The 23397-nt window shown below is 73.8% G+C and carries 24 protein-coding genes; 21 read left to right on the forward strand and 3 right to left on the reverse strand.

The window, feature by feature from the left end:
• Window positions 1–40: 40 nt before the first annotated feature.
• Window positions 41–2086: an acyl-CoA dehydrogenase gene (locus OSR43_RS02600; protein WP_302269450.1), complete on the forward strand. Its 2046-nt coding sequence runs from the start codon at window positions 41–43 to the stop codon at window positions 2084–2086.
• Between the two features lie 90 nt (window positions 2087–2176).
• Here the strand turns inward: OSR43_RS02600 and OSR43_RS02605 are convergent, their stop codons facing one another.
• Window positions 2177–2671 (reverse strand): inorganic diphosphatase, encoded by a 495-nt coding sequence (locus OSR43_RS02605; RefSeq protein WP_302269451.1) that lies wholly within the window; start codon window positions 2669–2671, stop codon window positions 2177–2179.
• Between the two features lie 105 nt (window positions 2672–2776).
• On the opposite strand from OSR43_RS02605, the gene dacB reads away from it, so the two are divergent.
• The 12 genes from dacB to OSR43_RS02665 all read left to right on the forward strand — a co-directional run bounded on the left by dacB (window position 2777) and on the right by OSR43_RS02665 (window position 13821).
• Window positions 2777–4237 (forward strand): D-alanyl-D-alanine carboxypeptidase/D-alanyl-D-alanine-endopeptidase, encoded by a 1461-nt coding sequence (dacB, locus tag OSR43_RS02610; protein ID WP_302269452.1) that lies wholly within the window; start codon window positions 2777–2779, stop codon window positions 4235–4237.
• Between the two features lie 9 nt (window positions 4238–4246).
• Window positions 4247–5284 (forward strand): zinc-dependent metalloprotease, encoded by a 1038-nt coding sequence (locus tag OSR43_RS02615; RefSeq protein ID WP_302269453.1) that lies wholly within the window; start codon window positions 4247–4249, stop codon window positions 5282–5284.
• 7 nt (window positions 5285–5291) lie between these two features.
• Window positions 5292–6290, forward strand: a complete 999-nt coding sequence (gene tilS, locus OSR43_RS02620; protein WP_302269454.1) for a tRNA lysidine(34) synthetase TilS — start codon at window positions 5292–5294, stop codon at window positions 6288–6290.
• Between the two features lie 52 nt (window positions 6291–6342).
• Complete coding sequence (hpt, locus tag OSR43_RS02625; RefSeq protein WP_302269455.1) at window positions 6343–6894, forward strand: hypoxanthine phosphoribosyltransferase; 552 nt, start codon at window positions 6343–6345, stop codon at window positions 6892–6894.
• Window positions 6895–6994: 100 nt separating this feature from the next.
• Window positions 6995–9082, forward strand: coding sequence for an ATP-dependent zinc metalloprotease FtsH (gene ftsH, locus OSR43_RS02630; RefSeq protein WP_302269456.1), 2088 nt, complete (start codon window positions 6995–6997; stop codon window positions 9080–9082).
• Complete coding sequence (gene folE, locus OSR43_RS02635) at window positions 9079–9699, forward strand: GTP cyclohydrolase I FolE (RefSeq protein WP_302269457.1); 621 nt, start codon at window positions 9079–9081, stop codon at window positions 9697–9699. Before ftsH ends, folE begins: the two co-directional genes overlap by 4 nt.
• Window positions 9700–9776: 77 nt before the next feature.
• Complete coding sequence (gene folP, locus OSR43_RS02640) at window positions 9777–10616, forward strand: dihydropteroate synthase (RefSeq protein WP_302271551.1); 840 nt, start codon at window positions 9777–9779, stop codon at window positions 10614–10616.
• On the forward strand, window positions 10613–10981 hold the full coding sequence (gene folB, locus OSR43_RS02645) for a dihydroneopterin aldolase (RefSeq protein ID WP_302269458.1): 369 nt from the start codon (window positions 10613–10615) through the stop codon (window positions 10979–10981). The genes folP and folB overlap by 4 nt, the downstream gene beginning before the upstream one ends.
• A complete protein-coding gene (gene folK, locus OSR43_RS02650) occupies window positions 10974–11543 on the forward strand; it encodes a 2-amino-4-hydroxy-6-hydroxymethyldihydropteridine diphosphokinase (RefSeq protein WP_302269459.1) in 570 nt (189 codons plus the stop codon). Before folB ends, folK begins: the two co-directional genes overlap by 8 nt.
• Window positions 11540–12037, forward strand: a complete 498-nt coding sequence (locus OSR43_RS02655; protein WP_302269461.1) for a DUF3180 domain-containing protein — start codon at window positions 11540–11542, stop codon at window positions 12035–12037. The genes folK and OSR43_RS02655 overlap by 4 nt, the downstream gene beginning before the upstream one ends.
• A gap of 84 nt (window positions 12038–12121) precedes the next feature.
• Entirely contained in the window at window positions 12122–12661 is a 540-nt protein-coding gene (locus OSR43_RS02660) for a hypothetical protein (RefSeq protein ID WP_302269462.1), read from the forward strand.
• A gap of 65 nt (window positions 12662–12726) precedes the next feature.
• Window positions 12727–13821 carry a GNAT family N-acetyltransferase gene (locus OSR43_RS02665; RefSeq protein WP_302269463.1) on the forward strand — a complete coding sequence of 365 codons (1095 nt, stop codon included), beginning with the start codon at window positions 12727–12729 and terminating at the stop codon, window positions 13819–13821.
• A 225-nt stretch (window positions 13822–14046) separates the two neighbouring features.
• Here OSR43_RS02665 and OSR43_RS02670 read toward each other — a convergent pair whose 3' ends face one another.
• A complete protein-coding gene (locus OSR43_RS02670; RefSeq protein WP_302271552.1) occupies window positions 14047–15009 on the reverse strand; it encodes an ABC transporter ATP-binding protein in 963 nt (320 codons plus the stop codon).
• A gap of 37 nt (window positions 15010–15046) precedes the next feature.
• Between OSR43_RS02670 and OSR43_RS02675 the strand changes: the two genes are divergently transcribed.
• From OSR43_RS02675 to OSR43_RS02685, 3 genes are read left to right on the forward strand one after another with little or no spacing between them, the layout of a single operon-like run.
• Entirely contained in the window at window positions 15047–15775 is a 729-nt protein-coding gene (locus tag OSR43_RS02675) for an ABC transporter permease (RefSeq protein ID WP_302269464.1), read from the forward strand.
• Window positions 15772–16500: an ABC transporter permease gene (locus tag OSR43_RS02680; protein WP_302269465.1), complete on the forward strand. Its 729-nt coding sequence runs from the start codon at window positions 15772–15774 to the stop codon at window positions 16498–16500. The genes OSR43_RS02675 and OSR43_RS02680 overlap by 4 nt, the downstream gene beginning before the upstream one ends.
• A gap of 60 nt (window positions 16501–16560) precedes the next feature.
• A complete protein-coding gene (locus tag OSR43_RS02685; protein WP_302269466.1) occupies window positions 16561–17508 on the forward strand; it encodes an ABC transporter substrate-binding protein in 948 nt (315 codons plus the stop codon).
• Here OSR43_RS02685 and OSR43_RS02690 read toward each other — a convergent pair.
• Window positions 17505–18617, reverse strand: coding sequence for a glycosyltransferase family 2 protein (locus OSR43_RS02690; protein ID WP_302269467.1), 1113 nt, complete (start codon window positions 18615–18617; stop codon window positions 17505–17507). The genes OSR43_RS02685 and OSR43_RS02690 overlap by 4 nt on opposite strands.
• A 34-nt stretch (window positions 18618–18651) precedes the next feature.
• Here OSR43_RS02690 and OSR43_RS02695 point away from each other — a divergent pair, with 34 nt between their 5' ends.
• The 5 genes from OSR43_RS02695 (at window position 18652) to panD (ending at window position 23397) form a co-directional block, all read left to right on the forward strand.
• Window positions 18652–19821 carry a sulfotransferase family protein gene (locus tag OSR43_RS02695; protein WP_302269468.1) on the forward strand — a complete coding sequence of 390 codons (1170 nt, stop codon included), beginning with the start codon at window positions 18652–18654 and terminating at the stop codon, window positions 19819–19821.
• On the forward strand, window positions 19818–20744 hold the full coding sequence (locus OSR43_RS02700; protein ID WP_302269469.1) for a hypothetical protein: 927 nt from the start codon (window positions 19818–19820) through the stop codon (window positions 20742–20744). The genes OSR43_RS02695 and OSR43_RS02700 overlap by 4 nt, the downstream gene beginning before the upstream one ends.
• A gap of 396 nt (window positions 20745–21140) precedes the next feature.
• Entirely contained in the window at window positions 21141–22079 is a 939-nt protein-coding gene (locus tag OSR43_RS02705) for a Rossmann-like and DUF2520 domain-containing protein (protein WP_302269471.1), read from the forward strand.
• Window positions 22076–22978 (forward strand): pantoate--beta-alanine ligase, encoded by a 903-nt coding sequence (panC, locus tag OSR43_RS02710; protein ID WP_302269472.1) that lies wholly within the window; start codon window positions 22076–22078, stop codon window positions 22976–22978. Before OSR43_RS02705 ends, panC begins: the two co-directional genes overlap by 4 nt.
• Window positions 22978–23397 carry an aspartate 1-decarboxylase gene (gene panD / locus OSR43_RS02715; protein WP_302269473.1) on the forward strand — a complete coding sequence of 140 codons (420 nt, stop codon included), beginning with the start codon at window positions 22978–22980 and terminating at the stop codon, window positions 23395–23397. The genes panC and panD overlap by 1 nt, the downstream gene beginning before the upstream one ends.

Raw genomic sequence — 23397 nt, forward strand, 5'->3', positions numbered from 1 at the left:
CCCTGCGTGAGCGATGCTTCCCGCGGGTAACTTGGACGGCATGGCCACCGACACCGTGCCCCCGTCCTCGGCCGAGGACGTCCCCGCCGAGCCCGGCGGGGTCCCGCAGACCGACACCGACGCGCAGGTCGACTCCAAGGCGGGCCACCGGCAGCCGCAGGTCGACGTCGAGGTGCTCACCCGCCTGCTGGACGGGAAGTACGCCGAGGTCCGCAACCTGGTCCGCACCAACCTGGCGGAGTACTCCTCGATCCTCGAGGACGCCGAGACGATGTCGACCGACGACTTCCGCGAGCGGGTCAAGGAGGTCGTGGTCGAGATGGCCTCGACCGGCCAGACCGGCATGGGCTTCCCCGAGGAGTACGGCGGCGGCGGCGACATCGGCGCCTCGATCGCGGCCTTCGAGACGCTGGCGTACGGCGACCTGTCGGTGCTGGTCAAGGTCGGCGTGCAGTTCGGCCTCTTCGGCGGCGCGATCCTGCAGCTGGGCAGCAAGCACCACCACGACGCCTACCTCGAGGACCTGGTCACCGGGCGGCTGATGGGCTGCTTCGCGATGACCGAGTCGGGCCACGGCTCGAACGTCCAGGCGCTCGGCACGGTCGCGACGTACGACGTGGCCACCCAGGAGTTCGTCGTCACCACGACCCACGAGGCGGCGCGCAAGGACTACATCGGCAACGCCGCGAAGCACGCCCGGCTCGCGGTCGTCTTCGCCCAGCTCGAGGTCGCGGGGGAGTCCCACGGCGTGCACGCGTTCGTGGTCCCGGTGCGCGACGAGGACGGCACCGTGCTCGACGGCGTCCGGATCGAGGACGACGGCCGCAAGATGGGCCTCAACGGCGTGGACAACGGGCGGATCTGGTTCGACCAGGTGCGGATCCCCCGGGAGAACCTGCTCAACCGGTTCGCCGACGTGACCCCGGCCGGGGTCTACGAGAGCCCGATCGAGAACCCGAACCGCCGCTTCTTCACCATGCTCGGCACCCTCATCCAGGGCCGGGTCTGCGTGGGCGGCGCCGGGATCAACGCCTCGAAGGTCGCCCTGACGCTCGCGGTCAAGTACGCCCTGCGCCGCCGCCAGTTCGAGGCGACCCAGGAGGACACCGAGGAGCTGCTCCTCGACTACGGCATGCACCAGCGCCGGCTGCTGCCGCTGCTGGCCCGCACCTACGCGCTGCACTTCGCCCAGGAGGAGCTCGCCTCCCAGCTGCACGACGTGCTGTCGGGGGTGGTCGAGGACGAGCACACCCAGCGCGAGCTCGAGGGGCGCGCGGCCGGCACCAAGGCGCTCGGCACCTGGCACGCGACCCGCACGATCCAGGAGTGCCGCGAGGCCTGCGGCGGCGCGGGCTACCTCGCGGTCAACCGGTTCGCCGCGCTCAAGGCCGACACCGACGTGTTCACGACCTTCGAGGGCGACAACACCGTCCTGCTGCAGCTGGTCGCCAAGGGCCTGCTCACCGACTACGCCAGCGAGTTCGGCGACATGGACCAGCTGGGCATGGTCCGGTTCGTCACCGGCCTGGCGGTGGAGACCGTCATCGAGCGGACCGCGGTCAACAAGCTCCTCGAGCGGATCCGCGACGTGCTCCCCGGCGCCGACGACGGGGACCAGGAGGCCGGCCTGCTCGACCCCGACTACCAGCTGGCGATGTTCCGGTTCCGCGAGGAGCACATCGTCTCCGGCGTCGCCCGGCGCCTCAAGCGCGGCATCGACCGCGGGATGAACCCCGGCGAGGTGTTCTCCCGGGTGCAGGACCACGTGATCGCCGCCGGCCGGGCCCACGTCGAGCGCCTGGTGCTCGAGGCGTTCACCGCCAAGGTCGCCGCGATGCCCGAGGGCGACGACAAGGTCGCGCTGAACCTGCTGTGCGACCTGTACGCGCTCAGCACGCTCGAGGCGGACCGCGCCTGGTTCATGGAGCACGGCCGGCTCTCGGTGGCCCGGTCCAAGGCGATCAGCCGCGAGATCGGCAGCCTGTGCCGCCGGATCCGGCCCATCGCCGACGAGCTCGTCGACGCGTTCGCGGTGCCGCGGGAGATGCTCCGCTCGCCCGACCTGCTGGAGTGGCCTCCGGCCTGACGGCGTACGTCGCGCACGGCCGACCAACGACGACCGCCCGGCCCCTCCAGGGGGTCGGGCGGTCGTCGTACGTGCTGGGGTGAGCGGGGCTCAGTGGCCGCCGTTCTCCTTGAACCGGTCGAAGGAGGCGTGCACCTCGGCCTCGGCCTCCGCGCGGCCGACCCACTCGGCGCCCTCGACGGACTTGCCGGGCTCGAGGTCCTTGTAGACCTCGAAGAAGTGCTGGATCTCGAGGCGGTCGAACTTCGAGACGTGGCTGATGTCGCGCAGGTGCTCCAGGCGCGGGTCGGTCGAGGGGACGCACAGGACCTTGTCGTCGCCGCCGGCCTCGTCGGTCATCCGGAACATGCCGATCGCGCGGCACTTGATCAGGCAGCCGGGGAACGTCGGCTCCTGGAGGATGACGAGCGCGTCGAGCGGGTCGCCGTCCATGCCGAGGGTGTCCTCGATGTAGCCGTAGTCGGCGGGGTACTGCGTCGAGGTGAACAGGGTCCGGTCCAGGCGCAGGCGCCCGGACTCGTGGTCGACCTCGTACTTGTTGCGCTGACCCTTCGGGATCTCGACCAGGACGTCGAACTCGAGCACGTGTTTCCTCCGCTGGCTCCGGGGGCGTTTCAGGACGGCCCGGGACGGGCCAGGAGCACAGTGTCCCGCAGAATGGGCCGCAACGCTCATCCGGAGGGAGGAAACGTGGCGCGACGTGACGCACGCCACGGGTCCCGGCGCGCGCGCCTGCTCCCGCTGGTGGCCCTCCTCGTGCTGGCCGTGGCCGCGGCCGCGGCCTGGCGCTACGACGTCCTCGACCGGTGGCTGGAGCCGGACCGGCCGGCCGACCCGGCAGCGATCGCGCCGCCCGAGGACCTCGCCCTGCCCCCGGCCGTGGAGCCGGCCGCCGTCGCCGAGCCCCTGGCCGCGCCCGGCCCGGTCGCCGCGGCGGCCGTCCGCCGCGCGATCGCCGGCGACCTGCGCGACGAGGACCTCGGGCGCCACGTCCTGGCCGCCGTCGCCCCGCTGGAGGGGGCCGGCGTGCTCGTGCGCACCGGCTCCGGCTCCCCGCTCGCGGTGCCGGCCTCCACCACGAAGGTCGTGACCTCGACCGCCGCCCTGCTCGCGATGGACCCCGACACAGTGTTCACCACCCGTGTCGTCGAGGACGGCGCCCGCGGGATCGTCCTCGTCGGCGGCGGGGACCCGTTCCTGGCCAGCGAGCCCCCCGACGCCCCCGACGCCCCCGACTCCTCCGACGGGCCGGTCTGGCCCGAGCGGGCCGACGTCACGACGCTGGCGCGGGCGACCGCCGACGCGCTGGCGGCCGAGGGCCGGACCCGGGTGCGGGTCGGGTACGACACCTCCCTGTTCAGCGGTCCGGAGGCGAGCCCGCGGTGGCGCGCGGACTACCTCCCCGACGGGGTCGTCTCGCCGATCACCGCACTGTGGGTCGACGAGGGTCGGCCGGCCGAGGGGTTCGGACGGGTCGAGGACCCGGCCCTCACCGCGGCGACGGTCTTCGCCGGCGTGCTCGCCCGGCGCGGGATCGAGGTGGTCGGGGTCCCCCGCGAGCGCGCCGCCGGCGACGGCGCCGTCGAGCTGGCCTCGGTGGGCAGCGCGCCGCTGTCCCAGGTCGTCGAGCAGGTGCTCGAGGTGAGCGACAACGAGGCCGCCGAGGTGCTGCTGCGCCACGTGGGGCTGGCCGCCGAGGGCGAGGGCTCCTTCGCCGCCGGCCGGCGTGGCGTCGTACGGCTGCTGGGGGAGGCGGGCGTCGACCTCGGCCGGAGCGTGCTGTGGGACGGCAGCGGCCTGTCCCGGCAGAACCGGATGGACCCCGCCGCCCTCCTCGACGTCCTGCGCCTGGCCGCCGCCGACGAGCACCCGCGGCTCCGCGCGGTCCTGACCGGCCTGCCGGTCGCCGGGTTCACCGGGTCGCTCAGCGACCGCTTCGACACCGGCGCCCCGGAGGGCCGGGGGCGGGTGCGGGCGAAGACCGGGACGCTGACCGGCATCACCTCGCTCGCGGGCCTCGCGGCCGACCGCGAGGGCCGGCTGATGGTCTTCGCGATGTTCGCCGACAAGGTCCGGGTCGAGGACACGCTGGAGGCGCGCGACGCCATGGACGCCGCCGCCGCGGCGCTCGGCGCTTGCCGCTGCGGATAGTTTCGAGCCATGAGCGATCGCGTGGACGCCATGGTCGACTGGGGCCTGGCGGTCTCCCTGGGCACCCGCATCGCGGGCGAGGGCCCGGTGGTCAGCCGGGACGAGGCCGCCGCCGCCGTCGCGGAGCTGCGCGCCGACGCCGACCGCTCGACCGGCCTGGTCCGGGACTTCACCGGCCTGGTGGCCGAGGAGCGCACCGCTCCCGTGCTCGTCGTCGACCGCGCCGGCTGGGTGCAGGCCAACGCCGACGCCTTCCAGACCGTGCTCGCCCCCGTCGTCGACAAGCTGACCGAGAAGAAGCCGCCCGGCGCGATCTCCTCCGCGATCGGCTCCAAGGTGACCGGCGCCGAGGTCGGCGGCCTGCTCGGCTTCCTCGCCGGCAAGGTGCTCGGGCAGTTCGACCCGTTCCACGACCCGCACGGCCGGCTGCTCCTCGTCGCGCCGAACATCGTCCACGTCGAGCGCGAGCTCGGCGCCGACCCCACCGACTTCCGGCTCTGGGTCTGCCTGCACGAGGAGACCCACCGTGTGCAGTTCACCGCCGTGCCGTGGATGCGCGACCACCTCTTCGCCCAGGTCGAGGCGCTGGCCGCGACGATGGAGCCGACCGCGCTGCTCGACGACGGCCTCAAGCGCGCCGTGGAGGCGTTCCGCCAGGGCCCGGGCGCGGGGAGCCTCATCGACATCGTCGGGTCGCCGGAGCAGAAGGAGATCCTCGACCGGGTCACGGCGGTCATGTCGCTGCTCGAGGGGCACGCGGACGTCGTCATGGACGGCGTCGGCCCGACCGTCATCCCCAGCGTCGCGAAGATCCGCGCGAGCTTCGACGAGCGCCGCAAGGGCGTCGGCACGCTCGACCGGATCCTGCGCCGCCTGCTCGGCCTCGACGCCAAGATGGCGCAGTACCGCGACGGCGCCCGCTTCGTCCGCGGCGTCGTCGACAAGGTCGGGATGGGGGAGTTCAACGCGGTGTGGGAGCGCCCGGAGAACCTGCCCACCCGCGACGAGGTCGCCGACCCCGACCGGTGGGTGTCGCGGGTCCTGTGACGCGCTGATGTCCCTGCACCCCTCCGTCGCGGCGGTACGCCGCGGCGTGCGCGCCGCGCTCGCCCCGCTGCCGCCCGGCGTGCCCGTCGTCGTCGCGTGCTCCGGGGGAGCCGACTCCCTCGCCCTGCTCGCCGCCACCGTGTTCGAGGGGCACAAGGCCGGGCTGCGCGTCGTCGGCGCGGTCGTCGACCACGGCCTGCAGGAGGGCTCCGCGGAGCACACAGCCCGGGTCGTCGCCCAGATGGGCGACCTCGGCGCCGACGAGACGCTCTCCGCGCGGGTGCAGGTCGACCCGGCCGGGCTCGGGGTCGAGGCCGCGGCGCGGCGGGCCCGGTACGCCGTGCTCGAGCAGGTCGCGGCCCACTTCGCCACCGCCGAGGGGCCGGCCACCGTGCTGCTCGGCCACACCCGCGACGACCAGGCCGAGACGGTCCTGCTCGGGCTGGCCCGCGGGTCCGGCGGGCGCTCGCTCGCCGGCATGCGCCGGTCCTTCGGATCCTTCGTGCGCCCGCTCCTCGACGTGACCCGCGACGACACCGTCACCGCCTGCCAGGTCGAGGGGACCGCCTTCTGGGACGACCCGCACAACGCCGATCCCGGCTACGCCCGGGTCCGCGTGCGCCGTACCGTCCTGCCCGTCCTCGAGGACCAGCTCGGCCCCGGCGTCGCGGCGACCCTCGCGCGCACCGCCGACCAGGTCCGCCACGACGTGGACCACCTCGACGACCTCGCCGAGGCGCGCCACGCCGCGCTCGTCGCCCCGGACGGCTCGCTCGCCGTCGCCGACCTGCTCGCCGACCACCCCGCCGTCCGCCACCGCGTCCTGCGGCTCGCCGCCCTCGCCGCCGGCGCCCCGGCCTCGGAGCTGTTCCACGAGCACGTCCTCGCCGTCGACGCCCTGCTCACCGCCTGGCACGGCCAGAAGTGGGTCGACCTGCCCGGGCACCTGCGCGCGCGGCGGCTCGACGGCCGGCTCGTCCTCGGCCACGACTCCCCGCCCGGCTGACGGCCCGACCCGGCGCGGGGGAGGTCGACGGGCACGCAATACGCTTCCGGACATGGACGCTGCTGACGTGTCGGACGACCTGCTCAACGTGCTCTACACCGAGGCCGAGATCCAGGCGCGGATCAAGGAGATGGCCGCCGACGTCGAGCGCGACTACGCCGACAAGGACCTCCTGATCGTCGGCATCCTCCGCGGGGCGGTGATGGTGATGGCGGACATGGCCCGCAGCTTCTCGCGGCACGTGGAGATGGACTGGATGGCGGTCTCCTCCTACGGGTCGGGCACGAAGTCCAGCGGCGTGGTCCGGATCCTCAAGGACCTCGACACCGACATCTCGGGGCGCCACGTCGTGATCGTCGACGAGATCATCGACACCGGCCTGACCCTGTCCTGGCTGACGTCCAACCTCAGCAGCCGCAACCCCGCGAGCGTCGAGATCGCGACCCTCCTGCGCAAGCCCGAGGCGCTGCAGATGCCGGTCGACGTCAAGTACGTCGGCTGGGACATCCCGAACGAGTTCGTGGTCGGCTACGGCCTCGACTACAAGGAGCGCTACCGCAACCTGCGCGACATCGGGACGCTCGCTCCGCACGTCTACTCCTGACCTGTTCCTGAACAGTCCCTGAGCAGGGCGGACCGGCCCTGCTCCGCGTTGCCGCGGACCTGTACCGTCAGAGGTTCAAGTCGAGCGTCGGAAGAAGCCTGTGAAGCGGATATTCAAGGGTCCCTGGATCTGGATCGTGGTCGCCGTGGTCGGCGTCCTGCTGGCCCTGCAGTACCTCGCCCCCAACGGCGGGTACGACGAGATCGACACCTCCCAGATGGAGGAGTACATCGCCAACGGCGACGTCGACGAGATCACGTTCATCGACGGGGACCAGAAGATCGAGGCCACCCTCGACGAGGGTGTCCGCGACGACGGCGACAAGGTGATGACCCACTACGTGCTGGGTCAGCAGGTCGACATCATCGACGCCGTCGACGAGCAGCGCGCCGAGGGCACGATCGCGAAGTCGAACTCCGAGAACCCCCAGCCCAGCCTGCTCGGCTCGATCCTCGCCACGCTGCTCCCGTTCGCCCTGATCATCCTGCTGTTCCTCTTCCTCATGAACCAGGTGCAGGGCGGCGGCGGGCGCGGCGTCATGCAGTTCGCCAAGAGCCGCGCCAAGCTGATCTCCAAGGACATGCCGAAGACGACGTTCAACGACGTCGCCGGCGCGCAGGAGGCCATCGAGGAGCTCGGCGAGATCAAGGAGTTCCTGCAGGAGCCCGCGAAGTTCCAGGCGGTCGGCGCCAAGATCCCCAAGGGCGTCCTGCTCTACGGACCCCCGGGCACCGGCAAGACGCTGCTCGCGCGCGCCGTCGCCGGCGAGGCGGGCGTCCCCTTCTACTCCATCTCCGGCTCCGACTTCGTCGAGATGTTCGTGGGTGTCGGCGCCAGCCGCGTCCGCGACCTCTTCGAGCAGGCCAAGGAGAACGCCCCGGCCATCGTCTTCATCGACGAGATCGACGCCGTCGGTCGCCACCGCGGCGCCGGCATGGGCGGCGGCCACGACGAGCGCGAGCAGACCCTGAACCAGCTGCTGGTGGAGATGGACGGCTTCGACGTCCGCGGCGGGGTCATCCTGATCGCGGCCACCAACCGCCCCGACGTGCTCGACCCGGCGCTGTTGCGCCCGGGCCGCTTCGACCGCCAGATCCAGGTCGACGCCCCCGACCTCGCCGGCCGCCACCAGATCCTCCAGGTGCACAGCCGCGGCAAGCCGATGTCGCCCGACATCGACCTGATCAGCGTCGCGCGCCGCACGCCGGGCTTCACCGGCGCCGACCTGGCCAACGTGCTCAACGAGGCCGCGCTGCTCACCGCGCGCAGCAGCCAGAAGCTGATCACCGACGAGGCACTGGACGAGGCCATCGACCGCGTGATCGCCGGCCCGCAGCGCCGCACTCGCCTGATGAGCGAGAAGGAGAAGCTCATCACCGCCTACCACGAGGGCGGCCACGCCCTCGTCGCGGCGGCGCTCCCGGGCACCGACCCGGTCCACAAGATCACGATCCTCCCGCGTGGCCGGGCGCTGGGCTACACGATGGTGCTGCCCGACGAGGACAAGTACTCCCAGACCCGCTCGGAGATGCTCGACAAGCTCGCCTACATGCTGGGCGGCCGGGCGGCCGAGGAGATGGTCTTCCACGACCCGACCACCGGTGCCGGCAACGACATCGAGAAGGCGACCTCGCTCGCCCGCGCGATGGTCACCCAGTACGGCATGACCGAGCGGCTCGGCGCGATCAAGCTCGGCGAGACCCAGGGCGAGCCGTTCCTCGGCCGCGACATGGGCCACTCGCGCAACTACTCCGAGGACGTCGCGGCGATCGTCGACGAGGAGACCAAGCAGTTCCTCGCCGTCGCGCACCAGGAGGCCTTCGACATCCTCGAGGAGAACCGCGACGTCCTGGACGCGCTGGTCCTCGAGCTGCTCGACAAGGAGACGCTGGACAAGGCGGAGGTGGCCCGGATCTTCGAGCCGCTGCGCCGGCGTGCGGCACGGCCGGCGTGGACCGGCTCGCCGACCCGGAACCCCTCGGCCATCCCCCCGATCGAGATTCCCCAGGAGATCCGCGACCGGGCGAAGGCCAACGGCACCGTGTCGACCGGCGGCGAGGGCGGGTCGATCGTGACCCCGCCCGGCCCCGGCGGCGACGTGCACGGCGGTCCCGGTGCCGGTCCGGTCGGTCCGATGGACCCGCCGGCGCCCCCGTCCCCCGGCCCCTACCCCGGCGGGACGGCATGACCGACCCGGTCAGCCAGGTCGAGCGTGACCCCTCCGAGGTCCCCGCGTTCGACCAGGCCCGGGCCGAGGCGGCGGTCCGCGAGCTGCTGGTCGCGATCGGGGAGGACCCCGACCGCGAGGGCCTGCTGGAGACCCCGGCCCGGGTCGCCCGGGCCTACGCCGAGGTGACCGCCGGCCTGCGGATGCGCCCGGAGGACGTCTTGTCCACCACCTTCGACATCGGTCACGAGGAGATGGTGCTGGTCCGCGACATCGAGCTGTGGTCGATGTGCGAGCACCACCTCGTGCCCTTCACCGGGGTCGCGCACGTCGGCTACATCCCGGCCGAGTCCGGCAAGATCACCGGGCTCTCCAAGCTGGCGCGGCTCGTCGACGTCTACGCCCGGCGCCCGCAGGTCCAGGAGCGGCTGACCACGCAGGTCGCCGACGCCCTGGTCTCCATCCTCGAGGCGCGAGGCGTCATCGTGGTGATCGAGGCCGAGCACCTGTGCATGACCATGCGCGGCGTGCGCAAGGCCGGCGCCCGCACCATCACCTCCGCGGTCCGCGGCAGCTTCCTCACCGAGCCCGCGACGCGTGCCGAGGCGATGTCGCTGATCCGCGGCGGCACCCGCTGAGGACGGCGGCGGTGGCTCCCCGGGACCGGGCGTCCGCGGCCGGCGCGCTGTTCGTGCCGCTCGGCCGACCGCGCGTGATGGGCGTCGTGAACGTGACTCCCGACTCCTTCTCCGACGGTGGCCGGTACGTCGAGCCCGAGGCGGCCGTCGCGCACGGACGCCGGCTGCTGGCCGACGGCGCCGACCTGCTCGACATCGGCGGCGAGTCGACCCGCCCGGGTGCCACCCGGCCGCTGGTCTCCGAGGAGCTCGACCGGGTCGTCCCGGTGATCCGCGAGCTCGCCCGGGACGCGGTCGTGTCGGTCGACACGATGCGCGCCGAGGTCGCCGAGGCCGCCCTCGAGGCCGGCGCCACGATCGTCAACGACGTCTCCGGCGGCCTCGCCGACCCGCGGATCCTCGAGGTCGCCGCCCACGCCGGCGCGGTGTACGTCGCGATGCACTGGCGCGCGCACAGCACCCGGATGGCCGACTTCGCGACGTACGACGGGCCCGGCGGGGTGGTCGGCACGGTCGCCGAGGAGCTCGCCGAGCGGCTCGAGGCGGTGCTGGCGGCCGGGGTCGACCCGGCCCGGGTGGTGCTCGACCCGGGGCTCGGGTTCGCCAAGCGCGGCGAGCACAACTGGGAGCTGCTGCGCGACCTCGACCCGGTGACCGCGCTCGGGCAGCCCGTGCTCGTCGGCGCGAGCCGCAAGTCCTTCCTCGGCCGGCTGCTGGCCGAGGGCGACGAGCCGCGCCCGGTGGAGCAGCGCGAGCACGCCCACACCGCGGTCGTGGCCCACCTCGCCCGGCAGGGCGTGTGGGGCGTGCGCGTCCACGACGTGCGTGCCGCGCGCGACGCGATCGCGGTCGTCTCCGCGCTGGAGGAGCCGCGGCAGGGAGCAGGGCACCAGCCACCGCAGGAGGACACGCCATGACCGACGAGATCTCCGTCACCGGCATCGAGTGCTGGGGCCACCACGGGGTCTTCGACTTCGAGCGGAGGGACGGCCAGCCGTTCGTCGTCGACCTCGCGCTCGGCGTCGACACCGCCCCCGCGGCGGCCAGTGACGACTTGCACGACACCGTGGACTACGGAAGTCTCGTCGCGGCGGTCAAGACCGCCGTTGAGCACGATCCGGTCGACCTGATCGAGACCTTGGCCCAGCGCATCGCGGACGTCTGCCTCGGCGACGCCCGCGTGGACTGGGCGAGGGTCACGGTCCACAAGCCGGACGCACCCGTCGACGCGACGTTCGCCGATGTCGCACTCACGATCACCCGGAGGGCCGCCCGTGACTGAGACCCCCAACCCGCACATCATCGACGCCGACACCCTCACCGGGGAGATGCGTCCGATCCGTCGTGCGGTCCTGGCCCTGGGGTCCAACCTCGGCGAGCGGATGGCGAGCCTGCAGGGAGCGGTCAACGCGATCGCCGACACCCCCGACGTCTGGGTGACGGCGGTGTCCCCGGTCTACGAGACCGAGCCGGTCGACTCGCCGCCGGACGCCAAGCCCTACCTCAACGCCGTGCTGCTCATCGACACCACGCTGGCCGCGACCCGGCTGATGGACCGCGCGCTGGCCGTCGAGGACGCCTACGAGCGCGAGCGCGGCGAGGTCCCCAACGCGCCGCGCACGCTCGACGTCGACCTGGTCGTCGTCGGCGACCGCCGCAGCGACGAGCCGAGCCTGCAGCTGCCGCACCCGCGGGCGCACCAGCGCGCGTTCGTGCTCAAGCCGTGGTTCGACCTCGAGCCCGACGCCGAGCTCCCGGGCCACGGCCCGATCGCCGAGCTCCTCGCGAACCTCGGGACCGACGGCCTGACCCCGCGCGAGGACCTGCGGCTCGAGGTCGAGTGAGCGACCCGCTCGGCTCGCCCGGACCGTCGGGGGAGGAGCCGGGCGGGAACCTCCGGCCCACCTCTCCCGCCGCCCTCACCGGCTGGGCCGTCGTCGGGCTCGTCGGCGGGTGGCTGGTGCACCCGGTCGCCGACCGCTGGGGCACCCCGCCGATCGTCACCTGGGCCCAGCCGCTGGCCCTCGTCCTGGTCGTGGCGATCCTGGCCGCGACCGCCTGGGTCACCTACCGGCAGGTGCACGTGCGCCGGGAGCGGCTCGACCCGCAGCAGGCGGTCAACCGGCTCGTGCTGGCACGGGCCTGCGCGTACGTCGGCGCCCTCGCCGCCGGGGGCTACCTCGGCTACGCCGTGTCCTGGCTGGGCGTGCCGGCCGAGCTCGCCGAGCAGCGCGCCTGGCGCTCCGGTGCCGCCGCGCTGGCCGGAGCCGGGGTGGCGGTGGCCGCGGTGCTCCTCGAGCGCGCGTGTCGCGTCCGGTCCGACGCCCCGGCGCCCTAACCTGCTGTCATGGCTTCCCCTGCGGCAACTCCGGTCACTTCCGCCTCACGCCGTCGTCAGCGCTCGACGCGGCTGACCGTCGCCGTGGCGCTCCTGGTCCTCGCCGCCGTGGTCGTCGCCGTCGCGCTCGCGACCGGCTCGTGGGGGCTCACCGCCGCGGCGGCCGTCCTGGCCGTCGTGCTGGGCGCGGCCGCCACCCGGATCACCCACGCCGAGCTCGCGCAGTCGCGCCGGGACGCCGCCCGGGACCGCGCCGAGCAGGCCCAGGCCTACCGCCGGATGGCCGACGAGCGGGCCACCGAGCACGCGTCGTACGTCGAGACCGTCGAGCGCCGCATCGCCGAGCGCGAGGCGACCATCGCCGACCTCGAGCAGGGCCTGACCGACGCCCAGCAGCGCGTCGCGGACGCGACCCTCAAGCTCGGTGCCGAGGCGCGCCGGGCCGACGCCGCCGACCGCGCGCGCACCGACCTCGCCGCCGACCTCGACGCCGCGGAGGAGCGGGCCGCCGAGGCCATCGTGCGGATGGCCGAGCTCGAGCAGGAGGTCGACGTCCTGCGTGCCGAGCTCGAGGTCGTCACCGCCGCGTGGCGCACCGCCGAGGCGACCCGCAAGCGCGCCTGACCGACCGTCGGTCGCGCGTCACCTGCCGGTCCGGCCGGCGCCCCCGTGGGGCACAATCGACCCTCGTGATCCCTGAGGAGTCCCGGTTCGAGAACGACCCTGAGGAGCTCGTGGCCGAGGCGCCCGGGCTGCCGAGCGGGTGGGAGGTGGGGACCCCGGACCCGGCGGACCGCTTCGACGTCGCGCGGCTCACGCACCTGCTGCGCGCCCACGAGCGGCACGGCCGCGGCTGGGCCGGGGCGGGGGTCGACGACGTGCTCGTCGAGGTCTCCGAGCACGGTCTGCGCACCCGGCAGAACGTCGTCGTCCGCGACCCCGAGGGCGAGATCCGGGCCTGGGGGAGCGCGCACGACCGCGCCGCGGGCCGGATGCTCTTCGTCCACATCGTCGAGCGCGACCTGCCCGGGCCGGTGGCCGCGGCGTGCTCCGACGTGCTCTTCGAGTGGGCCGTCGGCCAGGCGAAGGTCCTCGGCGCCGCACGCGGGCTGCAGTCCCAGCAGATCGACACCGGCGCCTTCGCCGACGACGACCGGCAGCACGCCTGGCTCGCCGACGCGGGCTTCGAGCGGGTGCGCACCTGGTGGCAGATGAGCCGCCCGGTCACCCCCGACGAGGCTGGCCTGGTGCCCTCCGCGGCCCGCTGGGAGGACGAGGCGAAGGGCGTTGTCTTCCGGCGGGTCCGCCGCGCGCCCGAGGGCGGGATGCCCGACGCCGAGGACCTGCGCAAGGTCCACGACGTGCTCGAGGGCGCCTTCGTCGACCACTTCAACCACCACGAGGAGACCTTCGAGGAGTTCGTCCACCGGCTCCGCGAGGACCCCGGCCACCGCTGGGACCACTGGTGGCTCGCCGAGCTCGTCGAGGACGGCGGCCGCACCCCGGTCGGCACCCTCGTCGGCGCCGTCTCGGAGAGCTCCGGCGGCGGGCCGGACGGCTCCTACGTCGAGTACCTCGGCGTCCTCGAGGCCGCCCGCGGCCGCGGCGTCGCCAAGGGCCTGCTCCGCACGATCATCGCCGACGCCGCCGACCGGGGGCGCGACCGCGTCGGGCTCGAGGTCGACGCCGACTCCTCCACCGGCGCCGACGGCCTCTACACCTCGATGGGCTGGGTGACGAAGTACGTCACCGAGTCCTGGCACCGCGACGTGGTCGTCGACTGATCCCTCGCGTCCCACCGGGATCGTTCAATTGAACGATCGTGGTGGCGCCGGCCATCGCGGGCGCGGCGTCGGAATCGCTCAATTGCTGGGAACTGGCGGGATGGAATCGCTTCCACCCGTCGCAACCGCGCAATTGAACGATTGCGGTGACCCGGGGCCAGGAACGCCGCACCACCCGGATGGCGCAATTGAACGATCACGGTGGCCGAGGACGCCCGGCACCGCCTAGCCGGCGAGCGAGGCGCGCAGGGCGCGGTGGACGCCGGTGGGGGTGAGGACGCCGAGGAAGACCGGCCCGTCCTTCACCGCGACCATCGCGTGGTCGCTGCGCAGCATCGCGGCCAGCGCCTCCTCGAGGGTGGCGCCGACGTCGACCGCGGCGCCGAGGTCGCCGAGGCGCACGCCGTCGAGCGGCTCGAGGTGGTCGCGGTCGACGGTGGTGACCGAGAGGCGGCGCAGCCCGCGCTCGGAGCCGACGAAGTCGGCGACGAAGTCGTCGGCCGGGCGCGCGAGCAGCTCGGCCGGGGTCGCGTGCTGGGCGAGCCGCCCGCCGGCGGCGAAGACCGCGACCCGGTCGCCCATCCGGACCGCCTCGTCGATGTCGTGGGTGACCAGCACGACCGTCTTGCCCAGCTCGCGCTGGAGGCGGAGGAACTCGTCCTGCAGCCGCACCCGCACCACGGGGTCGACCGCCCCGAACGGCTCGTCCATGAGCAGCACCGGCGGGTCGGCCGCCAGGGCCCGGGCCACGCCGACGCGCTGGCGCTGGCCGCCGGAGAGCTGGTGGGGGTAGCGGTCGGCGTACGTCGCCGGGTCGAGCCCGACGAGCTCCATCAGCTCGGTGGCCCGCGCGCGGGCGGTCGCGCGCGACTCGCCGTACAGCAGCGGCACGGTCATCACGTTGGTGACGACCTTCTGGTGCGGGAACAGCCCCACCTGCTGGATGACGTAGCCGATGCCGCGCCGCAGCTTCACCGGGTCCTCGCCGGTCACGTCGCGGCCGTCGATCTCGATGCGGCCGGTGCTGGGCTCGATCAGCCGGTTGATCATCTTCAGCGTCGTCGACTTGCCGCACCCCGACGGCCCGACGAGGCAGAGCAGCTCACCGGCGGCCACGTCGAGGTCGAGCGCCTGCACGGCGACCGTGCCGTCGGCGTAGGTCTTGCCGACACCCGAGAGCCGGATCATCGCGGTCCCGCCCGCTGGGCCGGTAGCGTCCATGCGCGTGACAGTACTGGCGGCGGCCGCATCCGCGCCTGCACCCGGGCCGAGCTGCTACAGCCGGGTCACCAACGAGTGGTTCTGCCTGGACTACGTCAGCGACCGGCGCGAGGAGATCCTCGACGCCGCCGGCCAGCACCTGCTCATCACCGTGCTCGCCGTCGCGTTCGGCGTCGTGGTCGCCGTGCCGCTGGCGCTGCTCGCCCGCCGCCTGCCGCGGCTGGAGTCGACGGTGCTCGGGTTCAGCACCGGCCTCTACACGGTGCCCTCGATCGCGCTGTTCCCGCTGCTCGTGCCGTTCACGGGGCTGTCCATGACCACCGTGGTGATCGGGCTGGCGCTCTACGCGCTGACCGTGCTGGTCCGGGCGTTCCTCGAGGGCCTGCGCTCGGTGCCCGAGGACGTGCGGGAGTCCGCCCGCGGCCTGGGGTACGGCGCCGGCCGGCTGCTCGTGCGCGTCGAGCTGCCCCTCGCCCTCCCGGTGGTGATGGCCGGCCTGCGCGTCGCGACCGTGTCGACGGTGGCCCTGACGACGGTGGGCTCCCTGGTGTCCTACGGCGGGCTGGGCAACCTGATCCGGGACGGCGTGACGACGAACTTCCGCGCCGAGCTGCTCACCGCCGCCGTGCTGTGCGTGGTGATCGCCTTCGCCCTCGACGCCCTGATCGTGCTCGCCCAACGCGTGCTGACCCCCTGGACGCGCACCGGCGGGACGGCGGGTGCGAGCGCATGAGGGTGCTCCGCGACGCCTGGGACCACCTGCTCACCGGGTCGAGCTGGACCGGTGACGGCGGCATGCTCGAGCTGCTGGGCCAGCAGCTGCTGCTCACGGTGACCGCGCTGCTGCTCGCGCTGGTGGTCGGCCTGCCGGTGGCGCTCGGGCTGGGCCACCTCGGGCGGGGCGGGTTCCTCGCCGTCAACGTCTCCAACGTCGGGCGCGCGGTGCCGACGTTCGCGCTGCTGGCCGTGCTGGTCACCCTCGACTGGCCCGGCACCGACTCCTTCGGGCCCTACGGCCGGGCCGGCGTGGCGACCCTCCTGGCACTGACCCTGTTCGCGCTGCCGCCGATCATCACCAACGGCTACGTGGCGGTGCGCGAGGTCCCGGACGAGGTCAACGAGGCGGCCACGGGCATGGGGATGACCGGCGCCCAGCGGTTCTGGCGGGTCGAGCTGCCGCTGGCCACCCCGCTGGTGGCCTCCGGCGTACGGCTCGCGCTCGTCCAGGTGTGGGCCACCGCCACCATCGCCGCGCTCGTCGCGGGCCCGGGCCTGGGGCGGGTCATCACCGACGGCTTCTACCGCAGCCAGTACGGCCAGGGCATCGCCGGCGCGGTCGTGGTGGCCGCGGTCGCGCTCCTCCTCGAGCTGCTCGCGGCGGGCGTGCAGCGGCTCGCCGCCCCCGGACGTCGGGACCGCGTGGCTACTGTGTCGACGGGGCTCCACCCGGTCGGGTGACCCTGCTCATCCGGACACGCGCGGCGAGCAGAGCCGCGGGACACAGAAGGAACCACCAGCATGCAGGTACGACGCCCTCTCGCCGCCGCCATCGCGGCCGGCTCCCTCCTCCTCGCCGGCTGCGCCGGCGACGACCTCGCCGAGGAGCCCTCGGACGACGACTCCTCCTCGGCCGCCACCGCAGGCGGCCCCGTCAGCATCTCGGGGCAGAACTTTCCCGAGGCCACGCTGGTCGCCTCGATGTACGAGCAGCTGCTCGAGGACGCCGGCTACGACCCGACCGTGCGCCTGGTCGACTCGCGCAGCGTCTACATCGAGACCTTCCCCGGTGACGTCGACATCGTCCCGGAGTACGTCGGCGGCATCGTCAACGAGCTCAACGCCCGCAAGCTGGGCGACAAGGCCGAGCCGTTCACCGCCGGCGACGGCGAGGAGCTCGCCGACCAGGGCGAGGAGCTCCTCGACGAGGCGGGCATCACCCTGCTCGACGTCTCCGAGGCCACCGACACCAACGCGTTCTTCGTGACCCAGGAGTACTCCGAGGAGAACGGCGTCACCAAGCTCTCCGACCTCGAGGGCGAGTCCGTCACCCTCGCCGCGGCGCCGGACTGCGAGGGCCGCCTCGACTGCGAGGGCGGCCTCGTGGACGAGTACGGCATCGACGTCACGAAGGTGCTGCCGCTCGGCTACGCCAGCGACCAGACCTACCAGTCGGTGCTCGACGGCGAGGCCGAGCTCGGCGAGACCAGCACCACCGACGGCACGCTGGAGTCCCAGGGCCTCGTCGTCCTCGAGGACGACAAGCAGATCCAGCCCGCGCAGAACCTCGTGCCGGCCGTGTCGACCGCGTTCCTCGAGGAGCACCCCGACGTCGAGGACCTGCTCGGGGGCCTGATGGACGCGCTGACCACCGAGAACCTCACCGAGCTCAACGGCCGGGTCGCGGTGGACCGGGAGAAGCCCGAGGACGTGGCCCGCGACTTCCTCGAGCAGGAGGGCCTGCTCTAGGCCTCGTGCGGACGCAGCTCCAGGGCCGCGGGTGCGACGGTGCGCAGGTCGATGACCGGCACCTCCAGCCGCGGCCCTGCGGGCGTCCGCACCCGGGGCAGCGGCCCCTCCGCGGCGAGCGCCACGACGGCCGCGGCCTCCTCGCGCCGGCCCTGCTCGACCAGCCACCCCACGAGCCGGTACGCCGGCGTGAGGCCGGAGTGGGTGAGCGAGCGGGCGCCGTACAGCTCGACGACGCCGGCGTGCAGCAGGTCCCACCACTCCTCGGAGCAGCCGGGGATCTCGCTGAAGTAGCGGTGCAGGTCGCCGGCGAGCACCCGGTCGCGGAAGACCCGGGTCACCTCCTCCGAGCCGTGCGCCTCCACGCTCGCGAGCGCCATCCGCTTGGTCGTCCACCGGTCGCGCAGGTCGTCGGTCGACGAGCGCTGCTGGGTGATCGAAGTGCCGTCGTGGCGGATCCGCCAGTGGTAGACGACGTCGGGCAGCACGCCGAACCGGCGGGCGCGCAGGTAGGCGTCGGTGGTGGTCGGCTGGTCCTCGTAGCGCACGCCCTCGGGCCAGGACAGCCCGGCGCCCTCCCAGAAGTCCCGCCGGAACAGCTTGTTCCACGCGAAGACGTCGCCGAGGACCTCCGGGTGGTCCTCGACGGCGAGCGCCGCCCGGTCGCGGTGCAGCCGCCGCATCCACGGCGGCTCGGTGAGCCGGCCGTCCTCCCACCGGGCGACCGAGCCGGTGACGAAGTCGCTGCCGGTGCGCCGCAGGTGGTCCAGCAGCGTGTCGTACGCGCCGGGCGGGACGACGTCGTCGGAGTCCGCGAACGTCACCAGGTCGCCGGTCACGTGCCGCAGGCCCTCGTTGCGGGCCGCGCCCAGTCCGCGGTTGGCGGTGTGCACGACCCGCACGCGGGCGTCTCGCTCGGCGTAGGAGTCCGCGATCGCCCCGCTGGCGTCCGGTGAGCCGTCGTCGACGACGACCACCTCGAGGTCGACGCGGCGCGAGGCCTGCGCCAGCACGCTGTCCAGGCACTCCGCGACGTACCGCTCGACGTCGTAGACCGGGACCACGACGCTCACCCGGGCCCGGGATCGCGCCCACGGTCGCAGCTGCATGGGCCGACAGTAGTGAGCGATAGGCTCACCGGTCGTGAGTGCCCCCGACGCCGCCCCCTCCGCGCAGCCGCCCGTGGACCCGTCCGCCGTCGACCCCGCCGAGTACCCGCGCAAGGTGCTGTTCGTGGCCGGTGCCGGCCGCAGCGGCACCAGCACGATGGCCGGTCTCATGCAGATCCTCGGCCTGCACGTGCCGCAGCCCGAGGTGGTGGCCGACGAGACCAACCCCAAGGGGTTCGGCGAGCCGGCCTGGGCCGTCGAGCACCACGACCGCCTCCTCAAGGAGGCCGGCGTGCAGGTGAGCGACTCCCGCCCCGACGCGTGGTTCGAGACCGGCCGGGTCTCGACGCGGGAGAAGGAGCGGATCACCACCGCCGAGTGGCTCGAGTCGCACTTCGCGGTCAGCAGCGAGCTGGTCGTCAAGGACCCGCGCCTGGCCTGGTTCCTCTCCCTGTGGCGCGTCGCCGCCGTCCGCACCGGCGCCACCCCCGTCTTCGCCACCATGCTGCGCCCGCCGGCGGAGGTCGTCGGCAGCAAGCAGACCTACTACAAGAACCGGCTCGGCTCGGCCCACCTGGCGGCGTCCTGGCTGAACATGCTGCTGCACACCGAGCGCGCCACCCGCGGCTCGACCGACGGGGGCACCGACGGCGCGGTCGACGGCAGCGCCCGCGTCTTCGTGCGGTACGGCGACCTCCTCGACGACTGGACCAGGACCTGCATGCACGCCGGCGAGACGCTCGGCCTGCAGCACGTGCTCCACGCGCGCAGCGAGCAGATCCGTGACGGCCACCGCTTCGTCGACCCCTCGCTGCGCCGGGTCACCCAGTCGCTGGAGGACCTCGGCCTGCCCCGCCGGCTGCACGACCTCACCGCCGACACCTGGACCGAGCTGAACAAGCTCGCCGACCCCGGCGGCGACGTCCCCGAGGTGCACCGCAACCTCGACCAGCTGCGCGAGTCCTACGTCGAGCTCTACGAGGAGTCCGAGGCGATCTCGCGCTCGTCGGTGGTCGCCGCCGAGCAGCGGGTGCGCCGCGAGCTGAAGGGCCGCACGCCGGCCGGCCGGCCCGGCGGGGCACCCGCCCCGGCTGCCGCGCCCCCGGGCGCCCTCGCCGACCGGCTGCCGCACGGGCTGCGCGCCGCCGTCCCGCCGTCGGTCCGCCGCGGCCTGCGCAAGGCCGTCGGCAAGACCCGCCCGTGACCGCGCACCTCGGCCGCACCGGCCTGGCCAACCTCGAGGGCCACACGGACTTCGACATCACCTGGCCCTGGACCCGCCCCGAGGGGCTGCGGCCCGGCACCACCGCCGTGCTCCGGGTCAAGGACGAGGCGCCGTCGCTGCCGTTCGTGCTGCCGCCGCTCCTGCGCGCGTGCGACCACGTGCTCGTCGTCGACAACGGCTCGACCGACGGCACGCCCGAGGTGGTCCGCGAGACCGCGCAGCGGCACGGGTACGCCGACCGCCTGACGCTCACGTCGTACCCCTTCGCCGTCGCCCGCGCCGGCGCCGAGCACCTGGCCGTCCACGAGCTGTCGGTGCACTCGCTGTCGTACTTCTACAACTGGTGCTTCGCCCAGGTCGGCACCCGCTACTCCTGGAAGTGGGACGGCGACATGGTCCTGACCACCGAGGGCGAGGTCTCCATCGCCGACCTCGGCTGGCAGGTGGGCGACGTGCAGACGATCGTCCGGGTGCCGCGCCACCCGCTCTTCCTCGCCTCCGACTCCCTCGGGTACCTCGACCTCGGCCTGCGCAACGCCGAGGAGTGGGGCTTCCCGATCGGCCCGGACTTCGTCTACACCAAGGCCTTCGAGTGGGAGATCCGCACGACGCCGGAGGACGTCCGGTCGATCGGGCTGCCGTTCGGGCTGTGCGTGGAGCTGAAGTACCTCGACGGTGACGAGTTCGCGCACTGGACCGACCCCGAGTCCTTCGCGACCTCGTGGCGCAACAAGCGCAAGCGCCGCGAGTGGGAGGTCTTCAACGCCCTGCGCGAGGGGACGGTCCCGCAGGGGGTCGTCCGGATCGAGGCGCCCGTCGGCACCCACATCGTCGACCACGTCACCCACGAGTGGCTCCCGCGCGCCCCGCGCCCGCTCGACGTGGGTCCGCAGCGCCGCTGACCCCCCCGCCGGTCGACGCAGCCGCGCTCTGGCGGATGTGTCATGCCGAGGGAGCACCCGCTTGCTCCGCCCGCATGACGTCCCGGCCCGGCGGCCGCCTCCCGGGGAAGTCCCTCGCTTCCCGGGGCAGATCTACCCCGGGAAGCGAGGGAGTCCCCGGTGCACCGGGGACTCCTGCAGGCCGGCCCCACCGGTGTCGCCCAGGTCACGTCGGCCCACCGTTCTCCGGGAGGACTGGACCGGCGTACGGTTGTCGGCGCTGGACCCGCCCGATCGGGGGTACGGCACCCTCACCACTCAGGACACGAGCACACCGTCCGGTACCCACACCGGCCCACGGACCCGAGAACCGGGCGAGCGGGTGGTCGGAGGGACTGGAACGAAAGGTTCGACACCATGACGCACCAACCCCTCGGGGTGGGCGTCGTCGGCGCTGGTCGCGTCGGCGCCGTCCTCGCCGCTGCCCTCGGCGCTGCCGGCCACCCCGTGGTCGCCGCCGCCGGCGAGTCGGACGCCTCCCGCGCGCGCATCGCCGCGCTGCTGCCCGGCGTCCCGGTCCAGAAGCCGACCTCCGTGGCGCGCGCGTGCGACGTGCTGCTGCTGACCGTGCCCGACGACATGCTCGGCAACGTCGTGTCCGTGCTGGCGGCCAGCGGGGCGCTGCGCGAGGGCCAGTACGTCGTGCACACCTCCGGCCGGCACGGGCTGGCCGTGCTGGAGCCGGCCCGCGAGGTCGGTGCGCGGGTGGTCGCGATGCACCCGGCGATGACCTTCACCGGCACCGCGCTCGACCTCGAGCGGCTGACCGGGTGCGTGTTCGGGCTGACCGCCGGCACCGACGAGCGCGCGGTCGCCGAGGCCCTCGTCGCCGACCTGGGTGGCCGCCCGATGTGGGTGCCCGAGCAGATGCGGACGCTGTACCACGCCGGTCTCGCCCACGGCGCGAACCACCTGGTGACGCTGGTGACCGAGGCGATGGAGATGCTGGCCGCGGCCGGTGCCGACGACCCCTCCGCGACGCTGCGCCCGCTGCTGACCGCCGCCCTGGACAACGCCCTCGCCCACGGCGACGCCGCGCTGACCGGCCCGATCGTCCGCGGCGACGTCGGCACCGTCGAGGCCCACCTCCGGGACCTCGTGGCCAACGCGCCGCAGACGCTGCCGTCGTACGTCGCCATGGCCCGCGCCACGCTGGACCGGGCCGTCACCGACGGGCGGCTCCTGCCGATCCGCGCGGTCAAGATCCACGACCTGCTGGAGGACGCGAGCGCGACCGTGGCCGCGGCCCAGCGCGCCGCGTGGACCGCCCGGACGACGGGCACCGCCGGCCGATGACCACCACGCCCGTCCTCGCGCCGACGCGCGAGGAGCTCTCAGCCCTGCTCGCGGAGGCCCGGCGGGCCGGCCGCCCGGTCGGCCTGGTGCCGACGATGGGCGCCCTGCACGAGGGGCACGCCAGCCTCGTGCGCGAGGCCCGTGCCCGGGTCGGCGACGGTCCGGTCGTCGTCTCGATCTTCGTCAACCCGCTGCAGTTCGGTGCGGGGGAGGACCTCGACCGCTACCCCCGCACCCTCGACGCCGACCTGGAGGTGTGCGCCCGCGAGGGCGTGGACGTGGTCTTCGCGCCGAGCGTCGAGGAGGTCTACCCCGGCGGTGACCCGATGGTGACCGTCGAGCCGGGACCGCTGGCCGACGTGCTGGAGGGCCGGAGCCGACCCGGCCACTTCCGCGGGGTGCTCACGGTCGTCGCCAAGCTCCTCGGCCTGGTGCGTCCCGACGTCGCGGTCTTCGGCCAGAAGGACTACCAGCAGCTCGCGCTCGTGCGCCGGATGGCGGCGGACCTCTGCCTCGGGGTCGACGTCGTGGGCGCCGAGACGGTCCGCGAGCCCGACGGGCTGGCGCTGTCCAGCCGCAACCGCTACCTCGACGAGGAGCAGCGCACCGAGGCGCTCGCGCTGAGCCGCGCGCTGCGCGCCGCGCAGGAGGCGGCGACGTACGGCCTCGGCCCGGCGCTCGACGCGGCGCGGGCCGAGCTGCGCGCCGCCAGGACCCTCGACCTGGACTACCTCGAGGTCACCACCCCCGGGCTCGAGGCCCTGCCCGACCCCGTCCCGGCCGGCACCGAGGCACGCGTCCTCGTCGCCGCCCGGCTCGGGACCACCCGCCTCATCGACAACATGCCGCTCGTCGTCGGTCACCCCGACGGCGCGCACGACCAGCAGGGAGAGCGCTGATGCTCCGCACGATGATGAAGAGCAAGATCCACCGGGCCACCGTGACCCAGGCCGACCTGCACTACGTGGGGTCGGTGACTGTCGACGAGGACCTGCTCGAGGCCGCCGACCTGCTGCCCGGCGAGCTGGTGCACATCGTCGACATCACCAACGGCGCGCGCCTGGAGACCTACACGATCGCCGGCGAGCGCGGCTCGGGCGTGATCGGCATCAACGGCGCCGCGGCCCGCCTGGTGCACCCCGGCGACCTGGTCATCCTCATCGGCTACGGCCAGATGGAGACCGCCGAGGCCAAGGAGCACCAGCCGCACGTGGTCTTCGTCGACGCCGACAACAAGATCATGGCGACCGGCTTCGACCCCGCCGAGACCTTCGGCGGCGCCGGTCTGGTCCGCGGCGACACCTCCGCGGCTCGGTAG

It is taken from the genome of Nocardioides sp. Arc9.136, assembly GCF_030506255.1.
GTDB lineage: Bacteria > Actinomycetota > Actinomycetes > Propionibacteriales > Nocardioidaceae > Nocardioides.